16 protein-coding genes and 1 pseudogene are annotated in these 21,660 nt (G+C 38.3%); 8 read left to right on the forward strand and 9 right to left on the reverse strand.

Annotated features, from left to right (window positions below; translation table 11 throughout):
* Nucleotides 1-86: 86 nt before the first annotated feature.
* From AC0L3W_RS14450 to AC0L3W_RS14470, 5 genes are read right to left on the reverse strand one after another with little or no spacing between them, the layout of a single operon-like run.
* Entirely contained in the window at nucleotides 87-1,718 is a 1,632-nt protein-coding gene (locus tag AC0L3W_RS14450) for a DUF7305 domain-containing protein (protein WP_409440222.1), read from the reverse strand.
* Nucleotides 1,719-1,732: 14 nt separating this feature from the next.
* Entirely contained in the window at nucleotides 1,733-2,305 is a 573-nt protein-coding gene (locus tag AC0L3W_RS14455; protein ID WP_409440221.1) for a PilW family protein, read from the reverse strand.
* Nucleotides 2,306-2,314: 9 nt separating this feature from the next.
* Nucleotides 2,315-2,731, reverse strand: coding sequence for a prepilin-type N-terminal cleavage/methylation domain-containing protein (locus AC0L3W_RS14460; RefSeq protein ID WP_290040090.1), 417 nt, complete (start codon nucleotides 2,729-2,731; stop codon nucleotides 2,315-2,317).
* On the reverse strand, nucleotides 2,731-3,195 hold the full coding sequence (locus AC0L3W_RS14465) for a GspH/FimT family pseudopilin (protein ID WP_290040091.1): 465 nt from the start codon (nucleotides 3,193-3,195) through the stop codon (nucleotides 2,731-2,733). Before AC0L3W_RS14465 ends, AC0L3W_RS14460 begins: the two co-directional genes overlap by 1 nt.
* 2 nt (nucleotides 3,196-3,197) lie before the next feature.
* A complete protein-coding gene (locus tag AC0L3W_RS14470) occupies nucleotides 3,198-3,620 on the reverse strand; it encodes a type IV pilin protein (protein WP_409440220.1) in 423 nt (140 codons plus the stop codon).
* A 247-nt stretch (nucleotides 3,621-3,867) separates the two neighbouring features.
* Here AC0L3W_RS14470 and AC0L3W_RS14475 point away from each other — a divergent pair, with 247 nt between their 5' ends.
* The 5 genes from AC0L3W_RS14475 to pyrE all read left to right on the forward strand — a co-directional run bounded on the left by AC0L3W_RS14475 (nucleotide 3,868) and on the right by pyrE (nucleotide 11,961).
* A complete protein-coding gene (locus AC0L3W_RS14475; protein ID WP_409440219.1) occupies nucleotides 3,868-6,765 on the forward strand; it encodes an insulinase family protein in 2,898 nt (965 codons plus the stop codon).
* A 360-nt stretch (nucleotides 6,766-7,125) separates the two neighbouring features.
* Nucleotides 7,126-7,875, forward strand: coding sequence for a DUF481 domain-containing protein (locus tag AC0L3W_RS14480; protein WP_290040094.1), 750 nt, complete (start codon nucleotides 7,126-7,128; stop codon nucleotides 7,873-7,875).
* 344 nt (nucleotides 7,876-8,219) lie between these two features.
* A complete protein-coding gene (locus tag AC0L3W_RS14485) occupies nucleotides 8,220-10,430 on the forward strand; it encodes a transporter substrate-binding domain-containing diguanylate cyclase (RefSeq protein WP_409440218.1) in 2,211 nt (736 codons plus the stop codon).
* A gap of 166 nt (nucleotides 10,431-10,596) precedes the next feature.
* Nucleotides 10,597-11,316, forward strand: a complete 720-nt coding sequence (gene rph, locus AC0L3W_RS14490) for a ribonuclease PH (protein ID WP_409440217.1) — start codon at nucleotides 10,597-10,599, stop codon at nucleotides 11,314-11,316.
* Nucleotides 11,317-11,319: 3 nt separating this feature from the next.
* On the forward strand, nucleotides 11,320-11,961 hold the full coding sequence (gene pyrE / locus AC0L3W_RS14495; protein WP_290040097.1) for an orotate phosphoribosyltransferase: 642 nt from the start codon (nucleotides 11,320-11,322) through the stop codon (nucleotides 11,959-11,961).
* A gap of 137 nt (nucleotides 11,962-12,098) precedes the next feature.
* Here pyrE and AC0L3W_RS14500 read toward each other — a convergent pair whose 3' ends face one another.
* The 3 genes from AC0L3W_RS14500 to AC0L3W_RS14510 are packed head-to-tail and all read right to left on the reverse strand — an operon-like array spanning nucleotide 12,099 to nucleotide 16,904.
* Nucleotides 12,099-15,188: a multidrug efflux RND transporter permease subunit gene (locus AC0L3W_RS14500; protein ID WP_409440216.1), complete on the reverse strand. Its 3,090-nt coding sequence runs from the start codon at nucleotides 15,186-15,188 to the stop codon at nucleotides 12,099-12,101.
* Between the two features lie 8 nt (nucleotides 15,189-15,196).
* On the reverse strand, nucleotides 15,197-16,318 hold the full coding sequence (locus tag AC0L3W_RS14505) for an efflux RND transporter periplasmic adaptor subunit (RefSeq protein ID WP_290040099.1): 1,122 nt from the start codon (nucleotides 16,316-16,318) through the stop codon (nucleotides 15,197-15,199).
* 4 nt (nucleotides 16,319-16,322) lie between these two features.
* On the reverse strand, nucleotides 16,323-16,904 hold the full coding sequence (locus AC0L3W_RS14510; protein WP_290040100.1) for a TetR/AcrR family transcriptional regulator: 582 nt from the start codon (nucleotides 16,902-16,904) through the stop codon (nucleotides 16,323-16,325).
* A 223-nt stretch (nucleotides 16,905-17,127) separates the two neighbouring features.
* On the opposite strand from AC0L3W_RS14510, the gene rep reads away from it, so the two are divergent.
* From rep to AC0L3W_RS14525, 3 genes are all read left to right on the forward strand, one after another.
* Nucleotides 17,128-19,137 carry a DNA helicase Rep gene (rep, locus tag AC0L3W_RS14515; protein ID WP_409440215.1) on the forward strand — a complete coding sequence of 670 codons (2,010 nt, stop codon included), beginning with the start codon at nucleotides 17,128-17,130 and terminating at the stop codon, nucleotides 19,135-19,137.
* Nucleotides 19,138-19,278: 141 nt separating this feature from the next.
* The gene (locus tag AC0L3W_RS14520; protein WP_290040102.1) at nucleotides 19,279-20,010 is read left to right on the forward strand and encodes a glutathione peroxidase; all 732 of its coding nucleotides are present in this window, start codon (nucleotides 19,279-19,281) and stop codon (nucleotides 20,008-20,010) included.
* 150 nt (nucleotides 20,011-20,160) lie between these two features.
* Entirely contained in the window at nucleotides 20,161-21,612 is a 1,452-nt protein-coding gene (locus AC0L3W_RS14525; RefSeq protein WP_290040103.1) for a dihydrolipoyl dehydrogenase, read from the forward strand.
* On the opposite strand, the pseudogene AC0L3W_RS14530 reads toward AC0L3W_RS14525, so the two are convergent.
* Nucleotides 21,580-21,648 (reverse strand): annotated as a pseudogene (locus AC0L3W_RS14530) (hypothetical protein); the annotation flags it as partial. The gene AC0L3W_RS14525 and the pseudogene AC0L3W_RS14530 overlap by 33 nt on opposite strands.
* Nucleotides 21,649-21,660 lie beyond the last annotated feature (12 nt).

Genomic DNA, 21,660 nt, shown 5'->3' on the forward strand with positions numbered 1-21,660 from the left:
CTGAAAGTGAATGCTTGGCTAGTGATAAACCCATAGCATTAAAGATTAGAATACTATGGGTAAATTCGATAGGAGTGTGATTTTATTTAAAACCAACGTGTGATTTCTGGTGTTGATGAGCTAGAGCCTGAGCTGCCTATATTCGTACTGGTGATTTGTTCATCAAAGTGAACGCCTGCACCGCCAGTTACCTTTAGATAATCACTACGTAAAGAGCCATAGATATCACCACTTGCTGTAACTTTGATTGCCGCATCGGGTGCATAAGCGGTTAAAAACATATCCGTTGAGCCAGACAAGGTAACACCATAATCACTATTATCGCCGTCAGAGTCATACCCTGAGTATAGAATAAATGAATTTTCACCATCACTATTTACTGCCGAAGTAGCTGTATTACCATCACTATCTAAAGCATATACACCACCATCAGCTGTTGTTGTAAAAGTACCTTCGGTGATAATGGTTAGCGTTGCGCCATCTTCCACATAAATTTTATCTTCAATAGAGGTATCCCCACTTAAATAGATAGTGACATTATTACCGCTTTCGATAGTGATTGTATTACCACTTTGAAAGCTATCAATGCTCATCACATAGACTTCTGTTGCTTCACCTAAAAAGTCGATAGTTGCTGTTTCTGTATCAAAGCTATCTGTGGTGCCACTGCTTTTGTTATATGACTCTAGTCCTGTATCGGTAAATACATAGTCAGTGTAAGGCCAATAGGAAAAAGAGTAAGCGGTTGGAGAGACACTTCCTAAACTACCTACACCATCCGTTGTGTTGGCAAATTCACTGGCTAAATCTAATATGTCGCAGGTTTCAGTACCAACGTCACTAACTTGGTTTGTATCATAATAGGTTGCATTACTAACACTGCCATAACTAGGATAATTTAATTCACCACTATATGAAATCGGGTTATCAAAACTGTTTCGTATGGTGACATCGCCGTTGGCGCTAATACTATCCATTGTTGTTGAAGAGTAGGAGTTGGTGACATTACCGGTCGCCTGTGCGTTTCCATCAATAGATCCTGAGCTGCCTAAATCAATATTACCTGATACATGTGCATCACCTGAAATAGAAGCTGATCCCGACATGGTTAAGTCGCCATTAATCGACACACTTCCATCAATAGGTGAGCTGCCACTTAAAGTTAAGCCACTAGCATCTTCGTTTAATACTGAAACATCACCATTATTACCTGGATTACTGGAGTCATAAGCACCTTCGCTTGAATCATAGCTATCAATGGTGCCACTGCCTCCTAATGTTGCGCCATCACAGGTAGTAATTGCGCCAGTAAAGACTGAGTTTCCTGAAGAGGAAGTTAATGAAAATGATCCGCGCATTGCATATGTGCCATCGTAGTGAAAACCTGAGCTATTTATTTCTCTGATATCACTATCTAACCAAGCATCAATATTGTGGTAATAACCACCAGAACTATTTTGTGCACTGTTCAATTGAGTCATCATATCATCGGTCGATAGGCTACTGTCTGTGCTGAGCATATTGTAAGCTTCAGCAAGCCCATTTTCAGCTTGTAACCGGGCATTAAGTTCTTTGGTATAATTACCCGCCATACGCTCTTGATTGAGGTTTTCTTGGATGGTGTCGAACACAATTAAGCTACCGAGAAATGAGATCACTAATACGGTAATTAATGCAAAACCTTGGTTCTCTTTAGGTTGAGTGTTAGTGGTGTTCATGTTCATTCCCTAAACTATTCATTCAAGCCTAAAATGGCTTGGCGTTGTGCAAACATCATTTGTATTGAATCAGTTTCATCAGCTGGTGTAATAGTGATAGTTAGTAAATTATCGGTAGTTGCAAAGCTTAATGTATCAATATTAGTACCAATAGCAGTAAAGCTTTTGCTGGCATCATCTAAACCCGCTGTTGTATATTCTGCACACATTAATTGTCCATCAGTCAGGCGATAGCTTTCATAATATTGGCTACTCATGCCATTACCTAAACAGCTGGTATAAGTTTCGCCTGTATCTAAATTGTCTAGATTAAAAGTTAAATCTAATTGCTTGTAAGTATTACCATCACTACCAGTATAGGATTTATCATCCATTTCATCTGCTCGGTGTATTGCTCGGCTAAAAATTGAATTACTAAAACGCAGTACTTCTTGTGTGTTTTCTAATTGCTGCGAGTAAGTTGAGGTTTCTTTTAAGCTTGAGAATACCGTTGCTATGCCTAATACAATCAACAATGACAAAGCCATTGCAATCATTAATTCAGTTAAACTAAATCCAGTTTCTTTTGTCTTATATAGTGGTTTCATTTTATTCACCTATGGACAGATATCTGGAAAAACAGCTTGCACGGATACTTCATCTTCTACATCAGTTAAACGCTGATCACCCCAGTCTATGGTGATTTTTAATGTATTGGTAATATCAAAGGTAGTTGGATCAAAAGTACGAGTAAATCCATCTGCTAAGGTTAAATCATCGAGCGCTTCAGAGCCATCTTTTAACTCACAAAGTGAATTCCAAATCTGTTCTACTGTATTGCTTGCCTCAATACTTGCTCGCGTATACTGGCTACTGCTTCGTGCATATTGCAGGCTTTTATTTTGTGTATAAGCCAAGCCTAAAACGGATAAAGCAGCAATTAGGATGGCAATCAGTAGTTCAATTAAAGTAAAGCCGCTCTGTTTGCTTTTTTGTTTACCATTATGTGTGACACGACTAAAGGAATCTTGCATTAATTACAGTCTCCACTATCTGTGCTGATCTGAGTTTGGCCACTGCTATAAATGGATAAACAACGATATTCATCTTCCCAAGTAAAAGCGAGTTGCTCATTTTCTGCAAAACCCGTTTTTTGTACGGCAATGGATACTTCACTAGCACTACCAGCGGAGGGAACAATAGAGACTTGATCTGTAGCTAGGGTAATGGTTTTAATGGTGCTATCCGCTCCCGACACCTGATTTGTTAATGTCCAAGTTAAACGGTTGTTTGATGAAGTTAAGGTCACTTCTTCATTACGTTTTAATGCTTCAGAGCGTGTTAATTGGTAAATACTTTGCACTTGGTTAACCGCAACGGAAATACTATTATCACGGATTAAAGCGGTCCAACTGGGAATGGCGATTATGGATAAAATAATAACAATCGCGACGGTGACCATAAGTTCAATCAGTGTGAAACCATGTTGTTTGGTCATTATCATTTCCAGCATCCAGAAGTGCTTGGCGTTTTGTTACCAAGATAATCAAAGGTTAAAGTGCCACAACTATCACTAGATTGGCTAGTGCTTGAAATAGGCACCGCTGAGATGGTGTACTCATCATCCTCTAATTCACTAAAGCTTACCGTATAATAGTCAGTACTGAAGTCACTAGCCGTTGCGCTTGAACCTGAATAATCGCCATTACGAGAGTAGTAACGTTCTAATTGTTGACTTAACTCAACCATTGATTGTTGTACTTCGTAACGATAACTTTTTTGCACTGCTGTGACATATGAAGCAAACCCAATTTGCGCTAAAATAGCGACAACGGCTATAACGATTAATAATTCAATAAGTGTAAAGCCAGTTTGCTTTTTTGCATATTGATACTTGCTTTTTGGGGGCCAAAATCTTGTCATAAAAAGTAACATTATATGTATACCATTGGTTGGGTAAGGCGTGCTTATACAGTATATCGGTAGCATCTTATTATAGTTTAATAATAATACAAATAATAAGCGTGTAAACAGAAAATAATAATTATTGGGTAGTTGAGTTCTTAAAACTCTTATTCATCGTGAGAAGACTTTTATTTTGCTTTAACTTGTTGCATAGTCCACTGTCTCAACCATTTGCTTCCATAATATAATTAAAAGAGCTCATTAAATGATGCCAGTTAAGCCTATTTGTCTACTATTTTATTGCCTGTCTTTAACGCTTTCTGCTTCCGTTTATGCGGCTACTAATTCCTCTCCTGAGTCTACTATGAAAAATATTGAAGTGATTAACAACTCCATTATCCAAAGCCCTAATGATAAGCGCGAATATCAAGTGATCCGTTTAGCGAACCAATTGGAGGTTCTGCTTATTTCCGACCCTGATTTAAAAAATAGTGCTGCTTCTTTATCTGTGCCAATCGGTAGTATGCATAACCCAGATTCACAGCTTGGTTTAGCACATTATTTAGAGCATATGCTATTCCTAGGTTCTAAGCGTTATCCTGTGATTAATGAATATAGTAAATTCATGAGTCAAAATGGTGGGTATACTAATGCTTATACTGCACAAGATGTGACTGTATACGGATTTGAAGTGAATGATAGTGCATTTGGTGAAGCCTTAGATAGGTTGGGTGATGTAATGAGTGAGCCTCTTTTAGATGAGCAGTATGCCGAAAAAGAGCGCCATACAGTGAATGCTGAAAATGAGACCTATGTTGATAATGATATGCGTAAATTATATGCCCTTCAGCGTTATTCACTAAACCCAGAACATCCCATGGCACGTTTCAGCACTGGTAATTTAGAGACATTAGTAGATAAACCTAATAGTAACTTGCAAGAAGAATTAACTGCTTTTTTTAGAGCGCATTACTCAGCAAATAACATGAAGGTCGCTTTGATTAGCCCTCGCCCAATCAAAGACATGCAAACTATTGCTGCAAAATTTTTAACACAAATTCCTAATAATAATGCCACCACTCCAGAGATCATGACTCCATTAGTCACTGATCAACAATTAGCTTTAGAAATACAGATGAAACCAACGGTTGATCTGAAATTGCTGCAAGTGAATTTTTTAATCCCAAGCGTGAAAGATGAATATATGTATCAACCGGGTGGTTATATTAGTCGTTTATTAGGATCTGATCATAAAGGAGGCTTATCTGATTATCTGCAAAAACAAGGTTTAGCTGAATCAGTTTCTGCGGGGTTTTATGCTGCACAAAGCGAACAGTATTCTCAGTTTAGTATGACCTTTAAACTCACTAGTAAAGGTTTAACTCAGCAAGATACGGTACTGGCGAGCCTATTTGCTTACATTCAGTTGATTAAAGATAAAGGCATTAATCAGTTACAATATTCAGAGCAGAAAAAAAGTTTAGATAACTATTTCCAGTTCTTACCGAAACAAGCCAGTTTTCAATATGTGATGTCATTATCTGCAAATATGCAGAAATATCCTTTACAGGATCTATTGTCCTATTCATTTCGTTTAGATGGTTTTAAACCTAAATTAATAGCTCAACTAATAACATATTTAACACCCGAGAATAGCCGTGTATTTGTTGTCTCCCCAGATGCATCTGTGAATAAAAATATTCCCTTTTATAAAGGACAGTATGCGCAGCATAAAATAAAATCATCTCGCCTACAGCAATGGTTGAGGTCTGCTCAGAATATTCAATTGCAAATGACTCTGCCTGTGCGTAATGAATGGTTACCTGAAGATCTGTCTTTAGTTCAAGAGGAGAAAAGTAAGCAGGCTATTTCTCTGGTTAAAGAGTCTGGATTATCGGTTTGGATCAAACAAAGCCAATTAAACCAGCCTAAAGGAGCTTATAAGTTACAATTGAATAATGATTTGAATGATCGAAGTCCTGCTGCACGTATCAAAATAAATCTATTGTTAGATGTATTACAAAAACAATTAGCAGAGTTAAGTTTTGTTACCCAAGAAGCCGGGCTTGGGTTTTCTATTAGCAGTAACGACGGACTATTGATCAGTACCAGTGGCTATAGTGACAAGCAGGGAGAGTTATTACTGACGTTGTTGAGTTATTTAGACAGCATGGAAATTGATCAACAATCGTTAACCTTAGCTAAACAAGAGCTAATACGCAGGCTCAAGAATCAATCTAAAATGAAAGCGATGGACTTAGGGTTAGATGGCTTTAGAAAAGTGGTGCGTTCTCCCTCTTGGTCAAATGAAACATTACTAAAAGCGGTTGAGCCCGTGACTGCGGATGACCTAAAACAACTAATTAAACAAATACTATCCCAATCAAGTGTAAGACTATTGGCCCTAGGTAACTTTTCTGCTGTTGATGTATTGCAATTAACTGCGCAATTAAAAGTGAAGGTGAAGATTCAACCGAATGCATTTTATACCGTCCAGCGATTACATGCCGATCCAGAACAAGGTGCGTTAAATTTTGTTCGTCAATCAGAATTAGAAGATGATGCATTAGCTAGTGTGTATCTGATGGCCGACCAAGATCCTACCTCACAAGCAAAAGCAGAATTATTGAATAAGTTATTAAAACCTGCTTTTTACGATCAAATTCGTACCCAAGAGCAATTAACTTACTCTCCTTTCACAGCCAGTATTGAAGTCGATAAGAGCGTTGGTTTTGGTTTGTTCACACAAAGTCCAACCATTGGAAGCGCGGCTTTATATGGGCGTTTTCAAGCATTTTTAGAGAGTTTTAAAACGGTATTAGCGAATACCACTGAAAGTGAGTTTGAAGAGATAAAGAAAGCGCATATTGCTAACTATTTAGCAAAACCAAGCAATCTAAGTACAGAATTTTCTTATCTGATTGGTGAGTGGATGAGTAACAAAGATAAAATCGATACAAAATCACAGCATATCGAACTGTTACAATCTGTAACCTTAAAACAAGTACAGGAATATTATACCCGCTTATTTTTTGATAAAAGCGCCGCTCAACAAATAATTGTTCAAGTCAAAGGCAAAAAGTTTAGTGAGGAAGCTCCTCTATCACTAACGCCTGAAGTCGCTATTTCAAGTGTTGAACAGTTAAATACTGCACCAAAATAAATATTACTTTTCATTAATAATGTGTGAACTTTTATAAGTGATTAGGCTCACACTTAATGTACACAGGTAAGGAACTCGCTGAAAATTCATTTAATGACTCTCTATTCAAGCCCTTAGGCGAAAGCCTATAAGGGCTTTTGTTTATGGTGAGAATATGAAATAGATGGAGAGTTATCTGAAGCAAGCTCGATATGAGGATAACTTTTAGATCATCTGTATTATTTGAATAGGGTGGTGAGGGCGACCAATTACATGAAATTAAGTCAGTTTTTACTGAGGTAAAAAATTGATCTATTAATTACTGTAATGGGTATAAGTACAGAGTAAATTTATAACAATAAAAACGAAAGGACGAACAGTATGAAAAAAATACTATTTACAACGGCTATTGCATTAGCATTACCATTAAGTGCTTATGCCGCTGATGAAAAAAGCGAATTTGTTGAAGGTGACGCAACGATTGGTGGTGAAGCCGAGTTAGGAGCAACAGTCACAACAGGTAACACTGATACCTCTTCATTTAAAGCTGCTTTAGAGATAAAACAAGAACTGTCTGATTGGGAAAATACTTACTCTTTTGATGGTACCTACAAAAAAGATGAAGATGAAGTAACAGCAAAACGTTATTACTTCGAAGTGCAAGGTGACTATCAAATTGATGATTTAAGTTATCTATTTGCTAATACTAACTATGAGATCGACCCGTTCTCAGGTTATGACTACTCATCTAGTACATCTGCTGGTTATGGTTACCGTTTTATTGATACGAAACGCATGTCATTAACTGCTGAAGCAGGTCCTGGTTATGTTTACCAAAAATATGATGATGATTCAGCGGAAACTGAAGGCGAAGATTACGATGCAAGCGCTGTTGCGCATATCGTTGTTGATTTCCAAACTAAAATTGGTGATTCTGCTAAGTTTCAACAAAAGTTTGTTGCGGATTGGGGGAGTAAGCTGGATGGCCGTTCAGAAACATCGATCTCAGCTAATCTAGTAGGTTCATTAGCCATGAAATTTGCTGTTGTGGTTCGTTATGATAATAAACCACTTGAAGATGTTAAAAGCACTGACACTGAAACGACTATGACGCTCTTATACGGATTCTAATACAAAGACTAATAGCTCGCTTTATTTTCTCAGTTAGCTTACTTAGTGCAAGCGGAACAGTTAATAAAAAAATAAAATAAACTCATGATAAGACAATTAATAAACCTCTAATTTTTGGTTGTTTTATCGTGATTTTAAACTTGTTATACCTCTCTTAAATACTTCTTGTTTCACTTTTTATATCCATAATTACCTGATAAATATGATAATTTGGCCCATATTGATGTGCGAGATGTTACTCAAGTCACATTAGCTTCGTTGTATTTTATTTTTATTTTTTAATTGTTATGTTACTTAATGACATTTGTTAGAATCCTTTGATCTAAAATAAAAGGTTAATATTCATGCGGCTGTCTTTGCCCCCTGCTTTAATAACAATGATTAATATTGTATTTATGACACTGGCTTTTGCTCATAATGCTTTTGCACAGCTAGAGAAAGTGGATGTAGAATTTACTGATCAAGAGAAGCAATATATTAAAGATCATCCAATTATTAAAGTTCACACTGCAGCTTCATGGCACCCTTTTAATTATATCGAAAATGGCAAAGCATCGGGTTATAACAATGATTTGATTCGACTGGTTGCAGAAAGAGCAGGTTTAAACATTGAATTTGTTGTTGGTTATGAGTGGAGTGAATATTTAGAAAAACTCAAAAACAAAGAGATAGATGTTATCTCTAATATGAAAATTACCCCCGAAAGACAAAAATTTACTACCTTCACCCATTATCAAACCTTAAGTTCAGTAGATGGTTTACTTACCCGTTCTGGTGAAGTTTTTTTAAATGATTTAAGCGATATACAATCAATTGCTGTGATAAAAGACTTTTACTATGAAGAGCTTCTCCGTAAATATTATCCTGATATTCATTTAATGGTTACCAATACAACAGAAGAAGCTATTCAGTTGTTGGTAGAAGAGAAAGTGAATGGTGTCTTAGACTCTTATGACGCTATTAATTATTATGTAGAACGCTCTTTACTTCAAAATTTAGTCAACACTGCATTAATAGACCATAAAATTTTTCATTATTTGCCAAAGTTTATGGGGGTGCAGAAGGGTAATTTAATATTACGTGACATTCTCGATAAAGGTTTGTTGTCGCTGAATAAACAAGACATCGATAAATTGCATCAAAAGTGGAAATCACAAATCAGCTTTGGTAAATCTTCTTACGCAGTAAACTATCAAGACCGCCTGCCTATTTTATCTTCTAGACAACAAAACTATTTAGACAAGCATGGTGCATTAATTATGTGTGTCGACCCAGATTGGCTTCCAATAGAAGCGATTCGTCATGGTAAACATATCGGTATTTCCGCAGAGTTTGTACGCTTATTTGCACAGCGCATTAGCAGCCCGATTGAACTATTAGAAACCTCAACCTGGGCTGAAACATTGCAGGCATTAAAAGATGGGACCTGTGACTTTACGCCGACGATTAAAAATACGCCCAGTCGTAAGGAGTTTTTATCTTTTACGCCAGATTATGTGACTTTCCCATTAGCATTAATAACAGAAGAAGATAACCATCCCTATAAATTGCAGCAAGTACTGCATAAACCGTTGGGGATGTTAAAAGATGGTTCATATCGTGAGCTGTTAAGTGAAAGGTACTCGGATACTCAATTTCATGAATTTCGCACTTTAAAAGAGGGGTTAGATGCAGTTAGTGATGGTGATATTTATGGCTTTATTGATGTCTTACCTGTAATGGTTAATCAGATTCAACATGGTTATCCTAATTTAAAAATAGTGGACCAATTTGAAAGTGATTACTCATTTGCACTCGCAGTTGAAAAAGGTAATTTACCTCTATTAAGTATTTTTAATAAAGTTATTGAATCGATTAGCCTACAAAAGAAACAAGAAATTTTAAATAAATGGTTACCTGCATTATATGAAAGAAAAACCAGTGTGCAGGGGTATTTAATTGCTGTTATCGGAATGTCTCTTATTATTTTCTTGTTATTACTACTATTGTTTTCTAATAAAATGAAGTATGTAAAGTTACAGAAAAAAAATACCCATCTAGAAAAATTAGCTATGCGTGATTATTTAACGAGCTTACCAAATCAGGCTTATTTTAATGAGTTTTTTAAAAAAGAGTGGGTGAGAAGTAGGCGTTCAGGCGAAAATATCTCGTTATTGTTAATTGATGTTGATAATACAAAGTTGATTAATGAACAGCATGGTCGCAGTGCAGGGGACCAATGCTTAATTGAGCTAGCTCAACGGTTAAATAATGTTATTCAACGTCCAGCGGATCTGCTAGCGAGACTTGAACAGGATACCTTTGCTGTTCTATTGCCAGATACTTCCGAGGAAGGCGTTAAAGCACTTACGGCGGAAATCTTTTACATGGTCAACAGCTGGAGTTTCTCGTTTAAAGGGATGAGTCAACCTGATTCGATTACAGTGAGTATTGGTGCTGCTTGCATGGTATCTAATGGCGACTACTTAGAAGATGAGTTGAGTCGCCGTGCTGAGCAAGCTTTATATCAAGCTCAAGATAAAGGAAAAGGGAAACTAGTCATTTACAAAAAATAGCGATCAATAGCAAGCATTCTACATAAGCTCTTTATGAGTAGTAAGGGGTGTTTTGATGCAATCACTTCTCTGTGAGTCTCTTCTATTGCTTGTTCTTTAAGGTGTTTTGCACCTGCTGAGATAATCGGTATAATCTGCGCTTATTTACTCATAAGGCCCGCTTTTTATGCGTCCTAGCCACCGTTCTCCCGAACAACATCGCGACATTACCATCACTCGACATTATACCGATCATGCCGAAGGCTCTGTATTAATAGAAGTTGGTAAAACTAAAGTGTTATGTAATGCCAGTGTTGCTAACTCTGTACCTCGCTTTTTAAGAGGCAAAGGAAAAGGTTGGATAACAGCTGAATATGCGATGCTACCACGTGCCACCCATGCGCGTAATCAACGCGAAGTGATAAAAGGCAAACAAGATGGCCGCACCTTAGAGATTCAACGTTTGATTGCTCGTTCTTTACGTGCAGCAGTCAATCTAAAAGCATTAGGTGAATATACCATTACTGTCGATTGCGATGTTATCCAAGCAGACGGAGGAACACGTACCGCAGCTATTACCGGAGCCTGTATTGCCTTGGCTGATGCACTGAATTGGATGGTTGCTAAGGGCAAACTAAAGAAAAGTCCATTAAAACAGATGATCGCCGCTATTTCTGTCGGCATTTACCAAGATACTGCAATCTGTGATTTAGACTACGCGGAAGACTCAAAAGCACAAACCGATATGAATATTGTGATGACAGAGCAAGGCGGTATGATTGAAATTCAAGGAACGGCTGAACAAGGCGAGTTTAGCCACCCACAATTACTAGCAATGTTGGCATTAGCCAATAGCAGTATTACCCAGTTAATTATCGAGCAGAAAAAAGCATTGGAGATGGAGTAAAAAATGAAAGCTTATCAAAAAGAGTTTATTGAGTTTGCAATTGAAAAACAGGTGTTGAAGTTTGGTGAATTCACCCTAAAATCTGGGCGTATTAGTCCTTATTTCTTTAATGCTGGCCTGTTTAATACTGGCAGAGACTTAGCTCGATTAGGTCGTTTTTATGCAGCTGCATTACAGGACTCAGGTATCGACTATGATTTACTATTTGGCCCTGCTTATAAAGGTATTCCAATTGCTACAACTACAGCGGTAGCATTGTCTAATGATTATGATCTTGATGTTCCTTACTGCTTCAACCGCAAAGAAGCAAAAACGCACGGTGAGGGTGGCAGCTTGGTTGGATCTGATTTAGAAGGCAAAATTATGCTGGTGGATGATGTGATCACTGCAGGTACTGCGATTCGAGAATCAATGGACATTATTAATGCGCATCAAGCACAGCTAGCTGGTGTCTTAATCGCTTTAGATCGCCAAGAGAAAGGTAAAGCTGAGTTATCAGCGATTCAAGAAGTGGAACGTGACTACGATGCAAAAGTGATTTCAATTGTTAAATTAGCGGATGTGGTAACTTACCTTGAAACATTACCAGAGATGCAACAACACCTTGAGTCTGTTAAGGCTTACCGTGCACAATACGGTATCTAATCTTAAACGAATCATGTGTTTAATCTAAGTGTGATTAGTTACTGGTTTGATTTAACGAATGACTAGATATAAAAAAGGCGAAGCAGTGATGCTTCGCCTTTTTACGTTTTATTCAAATAGCTTTATCAGCTTCTCATTTATGATTCAGCTTTGCTATTTACCATTGGCACTTTATCTTCATCAAATTCAGGGCTTGCTTTATGTTTGCTTGCAATGAATGAATAGATAACTGGCAGAATGAACAGGGTAAATAAAGTACCGATTGATAGACCTGCTACGATTACAATACCAATACCAAAACGACTGACCGCACCTGCACCTGATGCAAATAACAGTGGAATCAAACCAGCTACCATGGCTGCTGTGGTCATTAAAATTGGACGTAAACGAACCGTCGCAGCTTTTTTCACAGCAGCGATACGATCTAATCCGTGATGTAGCTGTTCTTCTTTTGCTACTTCTGCAATTAAAATACCATGCTTAGTGATCAGGCCGACTAAGGTAATCAATCCGACTTGTGTGTAGATGTTCATGGTTGCAGCACCCCAGGCAAGTACCATCAACGCACCACTAATTGCCAGTGGAACCGTCATGATAATGACTAGTGGATCACGCATACTTTCAAATTGACTAGCGAGCACTAGGAAGATGATAAATAGCGCCAAGATAAAGGTGATATACAATGCCCCACCTTCCGTTACAAACTGGCGAGCTTCACCTAAGTAATCATGAGTATAACCTTGTGGTAATTTCGTCTCCGATAATCCTTCGAAGAAAGTAATCGCCGTGCCCATAGTCACTCCTGGGGATAATACAGCCCCCACAGTTGCACTATTAAGCTGATTAAAGTGAGGTAATGAACGTGGCTCTGCAATCACATCAATTGTAATTAACTCGCTTAACGGTACCATATCGCCATTTTTAGCTGGGACATAAAAATCGCCTAATTTTTCTGGCGCTAATCGATATTTCCGCTCTACTTGTGCAATTACTTCATAACTACGCCCGATTAAGTTAATACGATTTAAATAGCCGTCACTTAATAATGTCCCTAGTGTTATCCCGATATCTTGCATAGTTACCCCGTAGGCACCTGCTTTGTCGCGGTCTATTTTGATATTCATTGTTGCTGAATCAAAGGCTAAATCTAGCTCTGAATAAACAAAGTTAGGGTTCGCTTGGGTTTCAGCTAAGACATCTGTAGCAATGCTCACTAAGCTTTGGAACGGATTAGATGTAGTGATTACAAACTGCACCGGTAAACCACCAGAAGATCCTGGTAATTCAGGTCGTTGGAAGGTTACTGTTGCAACAGAAGGGATCTTTCCAAAGGCGGGGGTTAAGGTTGCAGATAATTCAGCAGGGCCTTTTTCACGCTGACTCCAAGGCTTCATGATTGCAATACCAAATGCCTGGTTAGCATTCGGGATACCAGACATGGCCAAGCTACTTTCTACTTCTGGTTGTCTAGAAATCTCATCAGTCACTAAACGCATACTATTTTCAATGAAATCGAGATTTGCATTAGAAGGGGCTTTAGAGAGCATCATTAATACCCCTTTATCCTCCTTCGGTGCTAATTCCGATGGAATGAATTTAAATAAGTAAGGTAGTGAAATAAATACTAATATTGCAAAGATGATAATAGCAGGACGGCGAGTCATAATCACATCAAGTGTATTACCATATTTATTGGTTAATCCTGTTAATACTTTATCAACACCACGTTCAAATCGATTTGGTTGATGATTAATGGTTAACATCTTGCTACACATCATTGGGGATAATGTTAAGGCAACAATGCCCGATACAAATACCGCGCCGGCGAGTGTTAAAGCAAACTCGGTAAATAATGAACCGGTAATACCACCCATTAACGCGATAGGAGCGTATACGGCTGCAAGTGTGATGGTCATTGATATTACTGGGACTGCAATTTCACGTGTGCCTATAATCGCTGCACGGAAAGGGTCTTCACCGGCTTTAATATGTCGATCGATATTTTCTACAACAACAATCGCATCATCTACTACCAACCCGATTGCCAATACCATCGCCAGTAGTGTCATCAAGTTGATGGTAAAACCAAACATCTGCATTACTACAGCCACACCAATCAGTGATAGTGGAATAGTAATTATTGGAATTAAAACCGCACGCCATGAACCTAAGAATAGGATCATCACAATGAGTACAATTAAACCTGCCTCAGCGATGGTTTTAACCACTTCCTCAATGGACTCTTCGATAGCAATAGTCGAGTCGTATAGCACTTCCATATTGATTGAACTTGGATTACTTTTTTCCAAGCTTGGTAGCATATCTCTTACATCGGCTGTGATATCTAAAGGATTAGCCGTAGGTGTTGAGTCAATCGCAACCACAACTGCATCATTACCATTTGCCATTGCACGGTAAGCATCATGGCTTTTTTCTAATGAAACACGAGCAATATCTTGTAAATGTATTGTTCTGCCATCATCACGAGTTGCAATAATTAGCTTCTCAAGCTCTTCAGCACTCGTTACCTGTGTTTTTGCATTACCATTAAACAAGGTGTAATAGCCCATTGCTTGGCCAGTAGCAGATTGAATATTATTTGCCTGTAGAATGCTAATGACTTCCGAGGTACTTAATCCAAATGCAGCCATGCGCTCGGGATCTAACCAAATACGCATTGCAAACTCAGTACCACCATAAAGGTTAACTTTTGCTACCCCATTAATACTGAATAGCTGTGGCTTAATTACACGCTGAAGATAATCGGTAATTTGACTAGAATTTAATTGATCACTAGAAAAAGCAATATAGATAACAGAAGTAGTAGAGCCTGTACTTACATCGATCGTTGGATCTTCGGCTTCACTAGGTAGTTGTGAGCTAACTCCATTAACCTTGGCGAGAATATCAGCTACCGCACCGCTTGGGTCAGTATTCAAGTTCATATTAACGGTAATAACCGAACTACCTAAGGTACTTTGCGAGCTGATATAATCAATGTTATCAGCTTGTGCAATCGCTTGTTCAATAGGCTGTGTAATAAAGCCTTGAATCAAGTCAGCATTGGCACCGTAATAACTGGTGGTAACCGTTACTACGGTATTGGTCATATTGGGGTACTCTCGTACCTGCATTTTGCTCAGCGCTTGTACGCCTAGCAGTACAATGAGCAAGCTCAGAGATATTGCTAAAACAGGGCGTTTTATAAAAATATCGGTAAACTTCATTCAATCACCTATAGAGCTGGAAGAACAGAGGGAGTATCAAGCGCATCAGATTCAACAACATTAACATGTGAGCCATTGCTCAAACGTATTTGCCCGCTAGTGACGATTCGGTCACCTGCTTTAATGCCTGACAATACGTGTATTTTGTCCTCTTTAGTTTTACCTAAAGTGACAATCTGCTGTTTTACTTCTAAGTAACTACTACCATCATCCGCTTCTTTTTCTGTGATTACATAAACTGTTTCACCATATAAAGTGTAGTTAACAGCAGTAACGGGTATCACTATTTGAGCTTCAAGGGTTGGTAAAATCACATTGGCTTTAGCGAACATACCTGAACGTAATATTTGTTGGTCATTAGGGATAGAGGCTTGTACTTGGACGAGGCCACTTTGTGAATTTACGGCAGGCTCAATAGCAGAAATTTTACCGGTAAAGGCTGTATCTGGCTGAGCATCAATGAAGATATTCATCGCCTGACCAATGTGTAACTTATTCAAATCGTTTTGCGCAACGGTAAAGCGCATTTGCATGCGGCTAATGTCTTCTAGTTGTACAATATCAGAGCCACTTGCTAAGTATTGACCTAAGAATACATTACGTAGCCCGGCGATACCTGAAAATGGGGCGCGAATAGTACGTAAGCTAATAGTGGCTTCATAACCCTCTATCTCACCCTGTAACGCAAGGAACTCTGCTTCTGCATCATCCACATCACCTTGTGAAATAGAGCCTTTTTTAAGTAGCGAGTTTAGGCGTTTGTAATTACGTTCGATCGCAGGTAAACGGGCTTTGGCTGTTTTTAGATTTGCTTTTTCTACTTCACTGTCTAAGTATAAAATAGGCTCATCTTTCTTCATCTGTTGTCCAGAAGTAAAGTTGATCTTTGCTACTTTACCTGCCACTTCATTAGCAATGGTTACACCTTGAATCGGCTCAATAAAACCAATTGCACGTAAATGTGGTGTCCAATCTTCCAATTGTGCTGTTGTAGCAGTAACTGAAAAAACAGGAATAGGGCGAGAAGCAAGGTACTCTTTAATCTTTTGCGCTTTAAACATGTTAAACCCAATGACACTGCCAAACACGACAATTGCCAAGATAATTGCCGAAGCGATCCATTTTTTCATTATGTTAGTCCTGTTGATTAAGGTGTTGATTTTGGATGATATTCCAAGATACATTTTTAACTTGATCTTGCTGTTCTTGATCAAGTGTGACTCTGCCTCTTATAACTTGTTTTGCTAAAGCAACTGCTGTTTCAATACTGGCCGCTATTAATGCGAATAACTGCCAATTGATAAAACGTCCTGAGTCGATCCCTTCTTGATAGAAATCAATGAGTAATTTAAAGGTTTCATTCTCAAACAGTGTTAACTCTGTCTGGTCAATATTAGGTACATAGTGCAGCATCTCTAATAAGGTTAAGCGTTTTGGATTTTCAATGACAAAGTTAAATATATTTTGCCAAACGAGATCATATTTTTGTTTATCAGATAGGTTTGCATCCCAGCCTTCGAAAACCTCTTGTGCAGACTCAGTACAAATGAATTTTTGTAATTCGTTGAGTAAGACTTCCTTATTCTCAAAGTAGCGATAAATCGTGCCAATAGACACTTCTGCTTGCTCAGCTAAATTCTGCATTGAGAAAGCGTAAAAACCACGTTCGGTTAGTACTGTTTCTGTCGCTCTTAAAATTTTAATTTTTTTTTGCATTATCTTATTCAAAAAATGAATGAATGTTCATTATCGTTTAATGACATCGTTTTGCAATATTAAAGTGGAAAAATATTTTGTGACCATTATGGACTATTTTAAATTATTTTTATAAAAAATTTGTATATTTATTAGTGTTAATGAGTATAGTTTTTTTGCTGTACTGACTTTTTATATAAAGATCCGTAAAATCTAATGGCTCTTTTTTAACTTAGGACAGCTCATGAAATTAAATCCAGGTCAGGATGCCGCCGTCAAAATGATTTCCGGACCTTGTCTCGTACTTGCCGGTGCAGGTAGTGGTAAAACCCGAGTGATCACTAACAAAATTGCTTATTTAGTACAACACTGTGATTACCATGCTAAAAATATCGTTGCCGTTACTTTTACTAATAAAGCGGCACGCGAGATGAAAGAGCGTGTAAGTGAAACATTAGGTCGTAAAGAGTCGCGTGGATTAATGGTCTCAACCTTCCACTCTTTAGGCTTAGAGATTATTAAACGAGAAGTTAAAACGCTCGGAATGAAAGCGGGATTTACGCTATTTGATGATCAAGATACTTTAGCATTATTGAAAGAGTTAACAGAGAAACAGTTAAAAGAAGATATCGATTTGATTAAGGCTTTGGTAACGCAGATTTCCAACTGGAAAAATGCGTTGATTTTACCAGCACAAGCGATCAAACAAGCGAAGGGTGAGCGAGATGTTATTTTTGCGCATTGTTATGACTTATACCAACGCCAATTAAAAGCGTATAACGCATTAGATTTCGATGATCTGATTGTTTTACCTACCTTATTATTAAAGTTCAAAGAAGAAGTACGCCTACGTTGGCAAAAGAAGATTCGTTACTTGCTGGTGGATGAATATCAAGATACCAATACTAGTCAATATGAACTGATTAAATCCTTAGTGGGTGAACGTGCACGTTTTACTGTGGTAGGTGATGATGATCAGTCGATCTACTCATGGCGAGGTGCAAGACCAGAAAACTTAGTTTTGTTACAACGAGATTTCCCACAATTAAAAGTGATTAAGTTAGAGCAAAATTATCGTTCTAGTCAACGCGTTTTAAAAGCGGCGAATGTGTTAATTGCTAATAATCCTCATGAGTTTGATAAACGTTTGTTCAGTGAATTAGCTTACGGTGAATCCATTAAAGTGTTATTTGCTAAAAATGAGCAGCACGAAGCAGAACGAGTAGTAATGGAGTTGTCTGGTCATAAATTCATGAATGGTGCTAATTTTAAAGATTACGCTGTGTTATATCGAGGCAATCATCAAAGTCGATTACTTGAAAAAGTAATGATGGAAAACCGCATTCCATACAAAATTAGCGGTGGTACCTCTTTCTTCGCGCGTAGTGAAGTAAAAGATATCATGGCGTATTTGAAATTATTGGTGAATCATGATGATGAGAATGCATTTATACGTATTGTGAATAAGCCGCCGAGAGGAATAGGTGCAGTAAGCCGTGAAAAGCTTGGTAATTATGCAAATTTACGTCATATAAGTATGTTTGCTGCAAGTTTTGAAATAGGTTTAGAGCAAACCTTAAATGGTAAAGGATTACAATCAGTTCAAGCTTTCACACGTTGGCTAGTTGAATTAAACGACCGTTTAAAACGTGAAGATGACATCGAAGTTGTACGTGATTTAATCCGTGATATTGGCTATGAAGACTGGTTATATGAAAGTAGCCCGAGCCCGAAAGCCGCAGAGATGCAAATGAAAAACGTATCTACGCTATTTAAGTGGGTAACTGAAATGTTAAAAGGCGATGATCTCGATGAAGAGATGACACTAGAGCAAGTCGTCGCGCGCTTAACCTTACGTGATATGTTGTCACGTAATGAAAATGAAGAAGAGTTAGATCAAGTACAATTAATGACATTACACGCGTCTAAAGGTCTAGAGTTTCCTTATGTGTACATGATTGGGATGGAAGAAGGATTATTACCACATCAAGTGAGTATTGATGAAGATAACGTGGAAGAAGAGCGTCGTTTAGCCTATGTTGGCATTACTCGAGCACAAAAAGAACTAACTTTCACCCTTGCTAAAGAACGCAGTCAATACGGGGAAACCGTTAAACCGGTTCCGAGTCGCTTCTTAAATGAGCTGCCACAGGAAGATGTAGAGTGGGAAAGTGGGCCTAAAAAACGCACTGAAGAACAGAAACAGCAGTTAGCAGATAAAGGTATTGCCAGCTTAAAAGCATTGTTTGATTGATTTAAATACTCGCTGGTGTCGAGTTTTTCTACTAATTAGTAACAGAGGTTGATAGGCCTAGAAAGGATTCACAACTTGTTTGCGGCAAATAGGTTTTTGCTCGCAACTTTAATACTAAACTTAGACTATTAGGAGTCACACATGTTAGACAACATCGAAGGTCAACACGTACCCAATGTTACTTTCCCAACTCGTCAGGGTGATGAGTGGGTTAATATCACTACTGACCAGTTATTTAAAAATAAAACGGTAGTAGTATTTGCATTACCTGGTGCATTTACACCAACTTGCTCTTCAACACATCTTCCACGTTATAATGAATTAGCTGCTGTTTTAAAAGAAAACGGTGTTGATGAAGTGGTATGTTTAAGCGTTAATGATACGTTTGTGATGAATGCATGGCTTGCAGATCAAGAAGCAGATCACATTACAGTAGTACCTGATGGCAGTGGCGAGTTCACTGAAGGCATGGGGATGTTAGTGAATAAAAATGACATCGGTTTTGGTAAGCGTAGCTGGCGTTACAGCATGCTAGTGAAAGATGGCGTGATTGATAAAATGTTTATCGAGCCAAATCAACCGGGAGACCCGTTTGAAGTGTCTGACGCTGATACGATGTTAAATTACATCAACCCAAATGCAAAAGCCCCTTCAGCTGTTGCGTTATTAACTAAACCAGGTTGCCCTTTCTGCGAAAAAGCAAAAGCCGCTTTAAAAGACAATAGTATTAAGTTTGAAGAGATTGTATTAGGCAAAGATGCAACTAGCGTAGCGCTAAAAGCAATGTCTGGCCAAACAACGGTACCGCAAATATTTGTTGACGGTAAGCACCTGGGTGATAGTGACGCAGCAGTCGCTTACGCAAATAGCTAAACTGTTCCTCGATCATTATTGATTATAAGCGTATGTTTTTATTATTAAGGCATGCGCTTTTTTTTATCCTGTTTTTCTTTAAGCCTCTTTTTGAAGAACGGCGATGATTTAAATTATCATTATTTACCTTAGTCAAAAGTGGAGAACACTATGAAGCAAGTTAATGTTCAAGTTGCCGTTATTGGCGCTGGATCTGCGGGTTTGTCAGCCTATCGAGCGGCGAAACAAAAAACAGATTCAGTGGTGCTCATTGAAGGCGATGCATATGGTACTACCTGTGCCCGTGTCGGTTGTATGCCAAGTAAGTTATTAATTGCTGCTGCAGAGGTTGCTCATAATGCGGCTCACACTGAACCCTTTGGTATTGTTATTGATGGGCAAATAAATATTGATGGCAAAAAAGTAATGCAACGGGTGCGCGACGAACGTGATCGGTTTGTAGGATTGGTGGTGGGTGCTATTGATGAGATAGATCCACATGATAAGTTAATAGGTCATGTTAAGTTTGTAACAGAAACACAATTACAACTTGATGAACACACCACTGTGAATGCACAGCGCGTGGTTATTGCTACCGGATCTCGCCCTACTTATCCAAGTGCTTGGAATGACCTTGGGGATAAGTTAATTGTGAATGATGATGTATTTGATTGGCAAGATTTACCAAGCTCAGTGGCTGTATTTGGGCCTGGCGTGATTGGTTTAGAATTAGGGCAAGCATTACACCGACTAGGTGTTGAAGTGTTGATGTTTGGCATGGGAGGAAAAGTAGGCCCCTTTACTGACTCTGACATTATGGCGTACGCTGAAAAAACTTTTAGTGATGAATTTTATTTAGATGCGGATGCAAAAATTAGTAATATGCAACTAAATGGAGAATTAGTTGAAATAACATATATTGATAAGCAGGGAAAAGAGAAAATTAAGCACGTTGATTATGTACTTGCTGCAACGGGACGTCGCCCTAATGTGGATAACCTAGGGTTAGATAAAATAGCAATAGATGTCGATGATCGAGGTGTGCCGGTTGCTGACCCTCATACAATGCAAACGTCCATACCCTCAATTTTTATTGCTGGTGATGCCAGTAACCAAGTTCCTTTATTACATGAAGCGGCAGACCAAGGCAAAATAGCGGGTAGCAATGCCGGTATTTATCCAAATATTGTTGCTGGTTTACGTCGTTCTTCGATTGCTGCAGTATTTACCGATCCACAATTAGCAATGGTAGGGTTAAGTTATCAACAGGTAACAGAGAAACTGGGAGGATGTGGTTGTTTTGAAACGGGAAGCGTCTCCTTTGAAAATCAAGGTCGTAGTCGTGTTATACTTAAAAATAAAGGTTTATTACACCTTTATGGCGAACAAGGAACTGGACGCTTTTTAGGAGCGGAAATAATCGGCCCTGAAGCAGAGCACCTTGCTCACTTACTCGCCTGGGCTCATCAAAATCAAATGACTATATCTCAAATGTTAGCAATGCCTTTTTATCATCCGGTGATAGAAGAAGGGGTGCGAACCGCCTTGCGAGACCTTAATGCAAAACTGAAACTGGGATCTGCGATGATCAGCGAATGTATGGAGTGTGGACCTGGTTGCTAAACTGTAAAAAGTGAGATTAAGTGTTGCTGTATCGATAGAGTTTCATAT

The organism is Psychromonas sp. KJ10-5, assembly GCF_055808325.1.

Bases quoted from the DNA above. Each gene is read 5' to 3' on its own strand.
- AC0L3W_RS14450 (WP_409440222.1), bottom strand. From the start codon at position 1,718: ATGAACACCACTAACACTCAACCTAAAGAGAACCAAGGTTTTGCATTA.
- AC0L3W_RS14455 (WP_409440221.1), bottom strand. From the start codon at position 2,305: ATGAAACCACTATATAAGACAAAAGAAACTGGATTTAGTTTAACTGAA.
- AC0L3W_RS14460 (WP_290040090.1), bottom strand. From the start codon at position 2,731: ATGCAAGATTCCTTTAGTCGTGTCACACATAATGGTAAACAAAAAAGC.
- AC0L3W_RS14465 (WP_290040091.1), bottom strand. From the start codon at position 3,195: ATGACCAAACAACATGGTTTCACACTGATTGAACTTATGGTCACCGTC.
- AC0L3W_RS14470 (WP_409440220.1), bottom strand. From the start codon at position 3,620: ATGACAAGATTTTGGCCCCCAAAAAGCAAGTATCAATATGCAAAAAAG.
- AC0L3W_RS14475 (WP_409440219.1), top strand. From the start codon at position 3,868: ATGATGCCAGTTAAGCCTATTTGTCTACTATTTTATTGCCTGTCTTTA.
- AC0L3W_RS14480 (WP_290040094.1), top strand. From the start codon at position 7,126: ATGAAAAAAATACTATTTACAACGGCTATTGCATTAGCATTACCATTA.
- AC0L3W_RS14485 (WP_409440218.1), top strand. From the start codon at position 8,220: ATGCGGCTGTCTTTGCCCCCTGCTTTAATAACAATGATTAATATTGTA.
- rph (WP_409440217.1), top strand. From the start codon at position 10,597: ATGCGTCCTAGCCACCGTTCTCCCGAACAACATCGCGACATTACCATC.
- pyrE (WP_290040097.1), top strand. From the start codon at position 11,320: ATGAAAGCTTATCAAAAAGAGTTTATTGAGTTTGCAATTGAAAAACAG.
- AC0L3W_RS14500 (WP_409440216.1), bottom strand. From the start codon at position 15,188: ATGAAGTTTACCGATATTTTTATAAAACGCCCTGTTTTAGCAATATCT.
- AC0L3W_RS14505 (WP_290040099.1), bottom strand. From the start codon at position 16,318: ATGAAAAAATGGATCGCTTCGGCAATTATCTTGGCAATTGTCGTGTTT.
- AC0L3W_RS14510 (WP_290040100.1), bottom strand. From the start codon at position 16,904: ATGCAAAAAAAAATTAAAATTTTAAGAGCGACAGAAACAGTACTAACC.
- rep (WP_409440215.1), top strand. From the start codon at position 17,128: ATGAAATTAAATCCAGGTCAGGATGCCGCCGTCAAAATGATTTCCGGA.
- AC0L3W_RS14520 (WP_290040102.1), top strand. From the start codon at position 19,279: ATGTTAGACAACATCGAAGGTCAACACGTACCCAATGTTACTTTCCCA.
- AC0L3W_RS14525 (WP_290040103.1), top strand. From the start codon at position 20,161: ATGAAGCAAGTTAATGTTCAAGTTGCCGTTATTGGCGCTGGATCTGCG.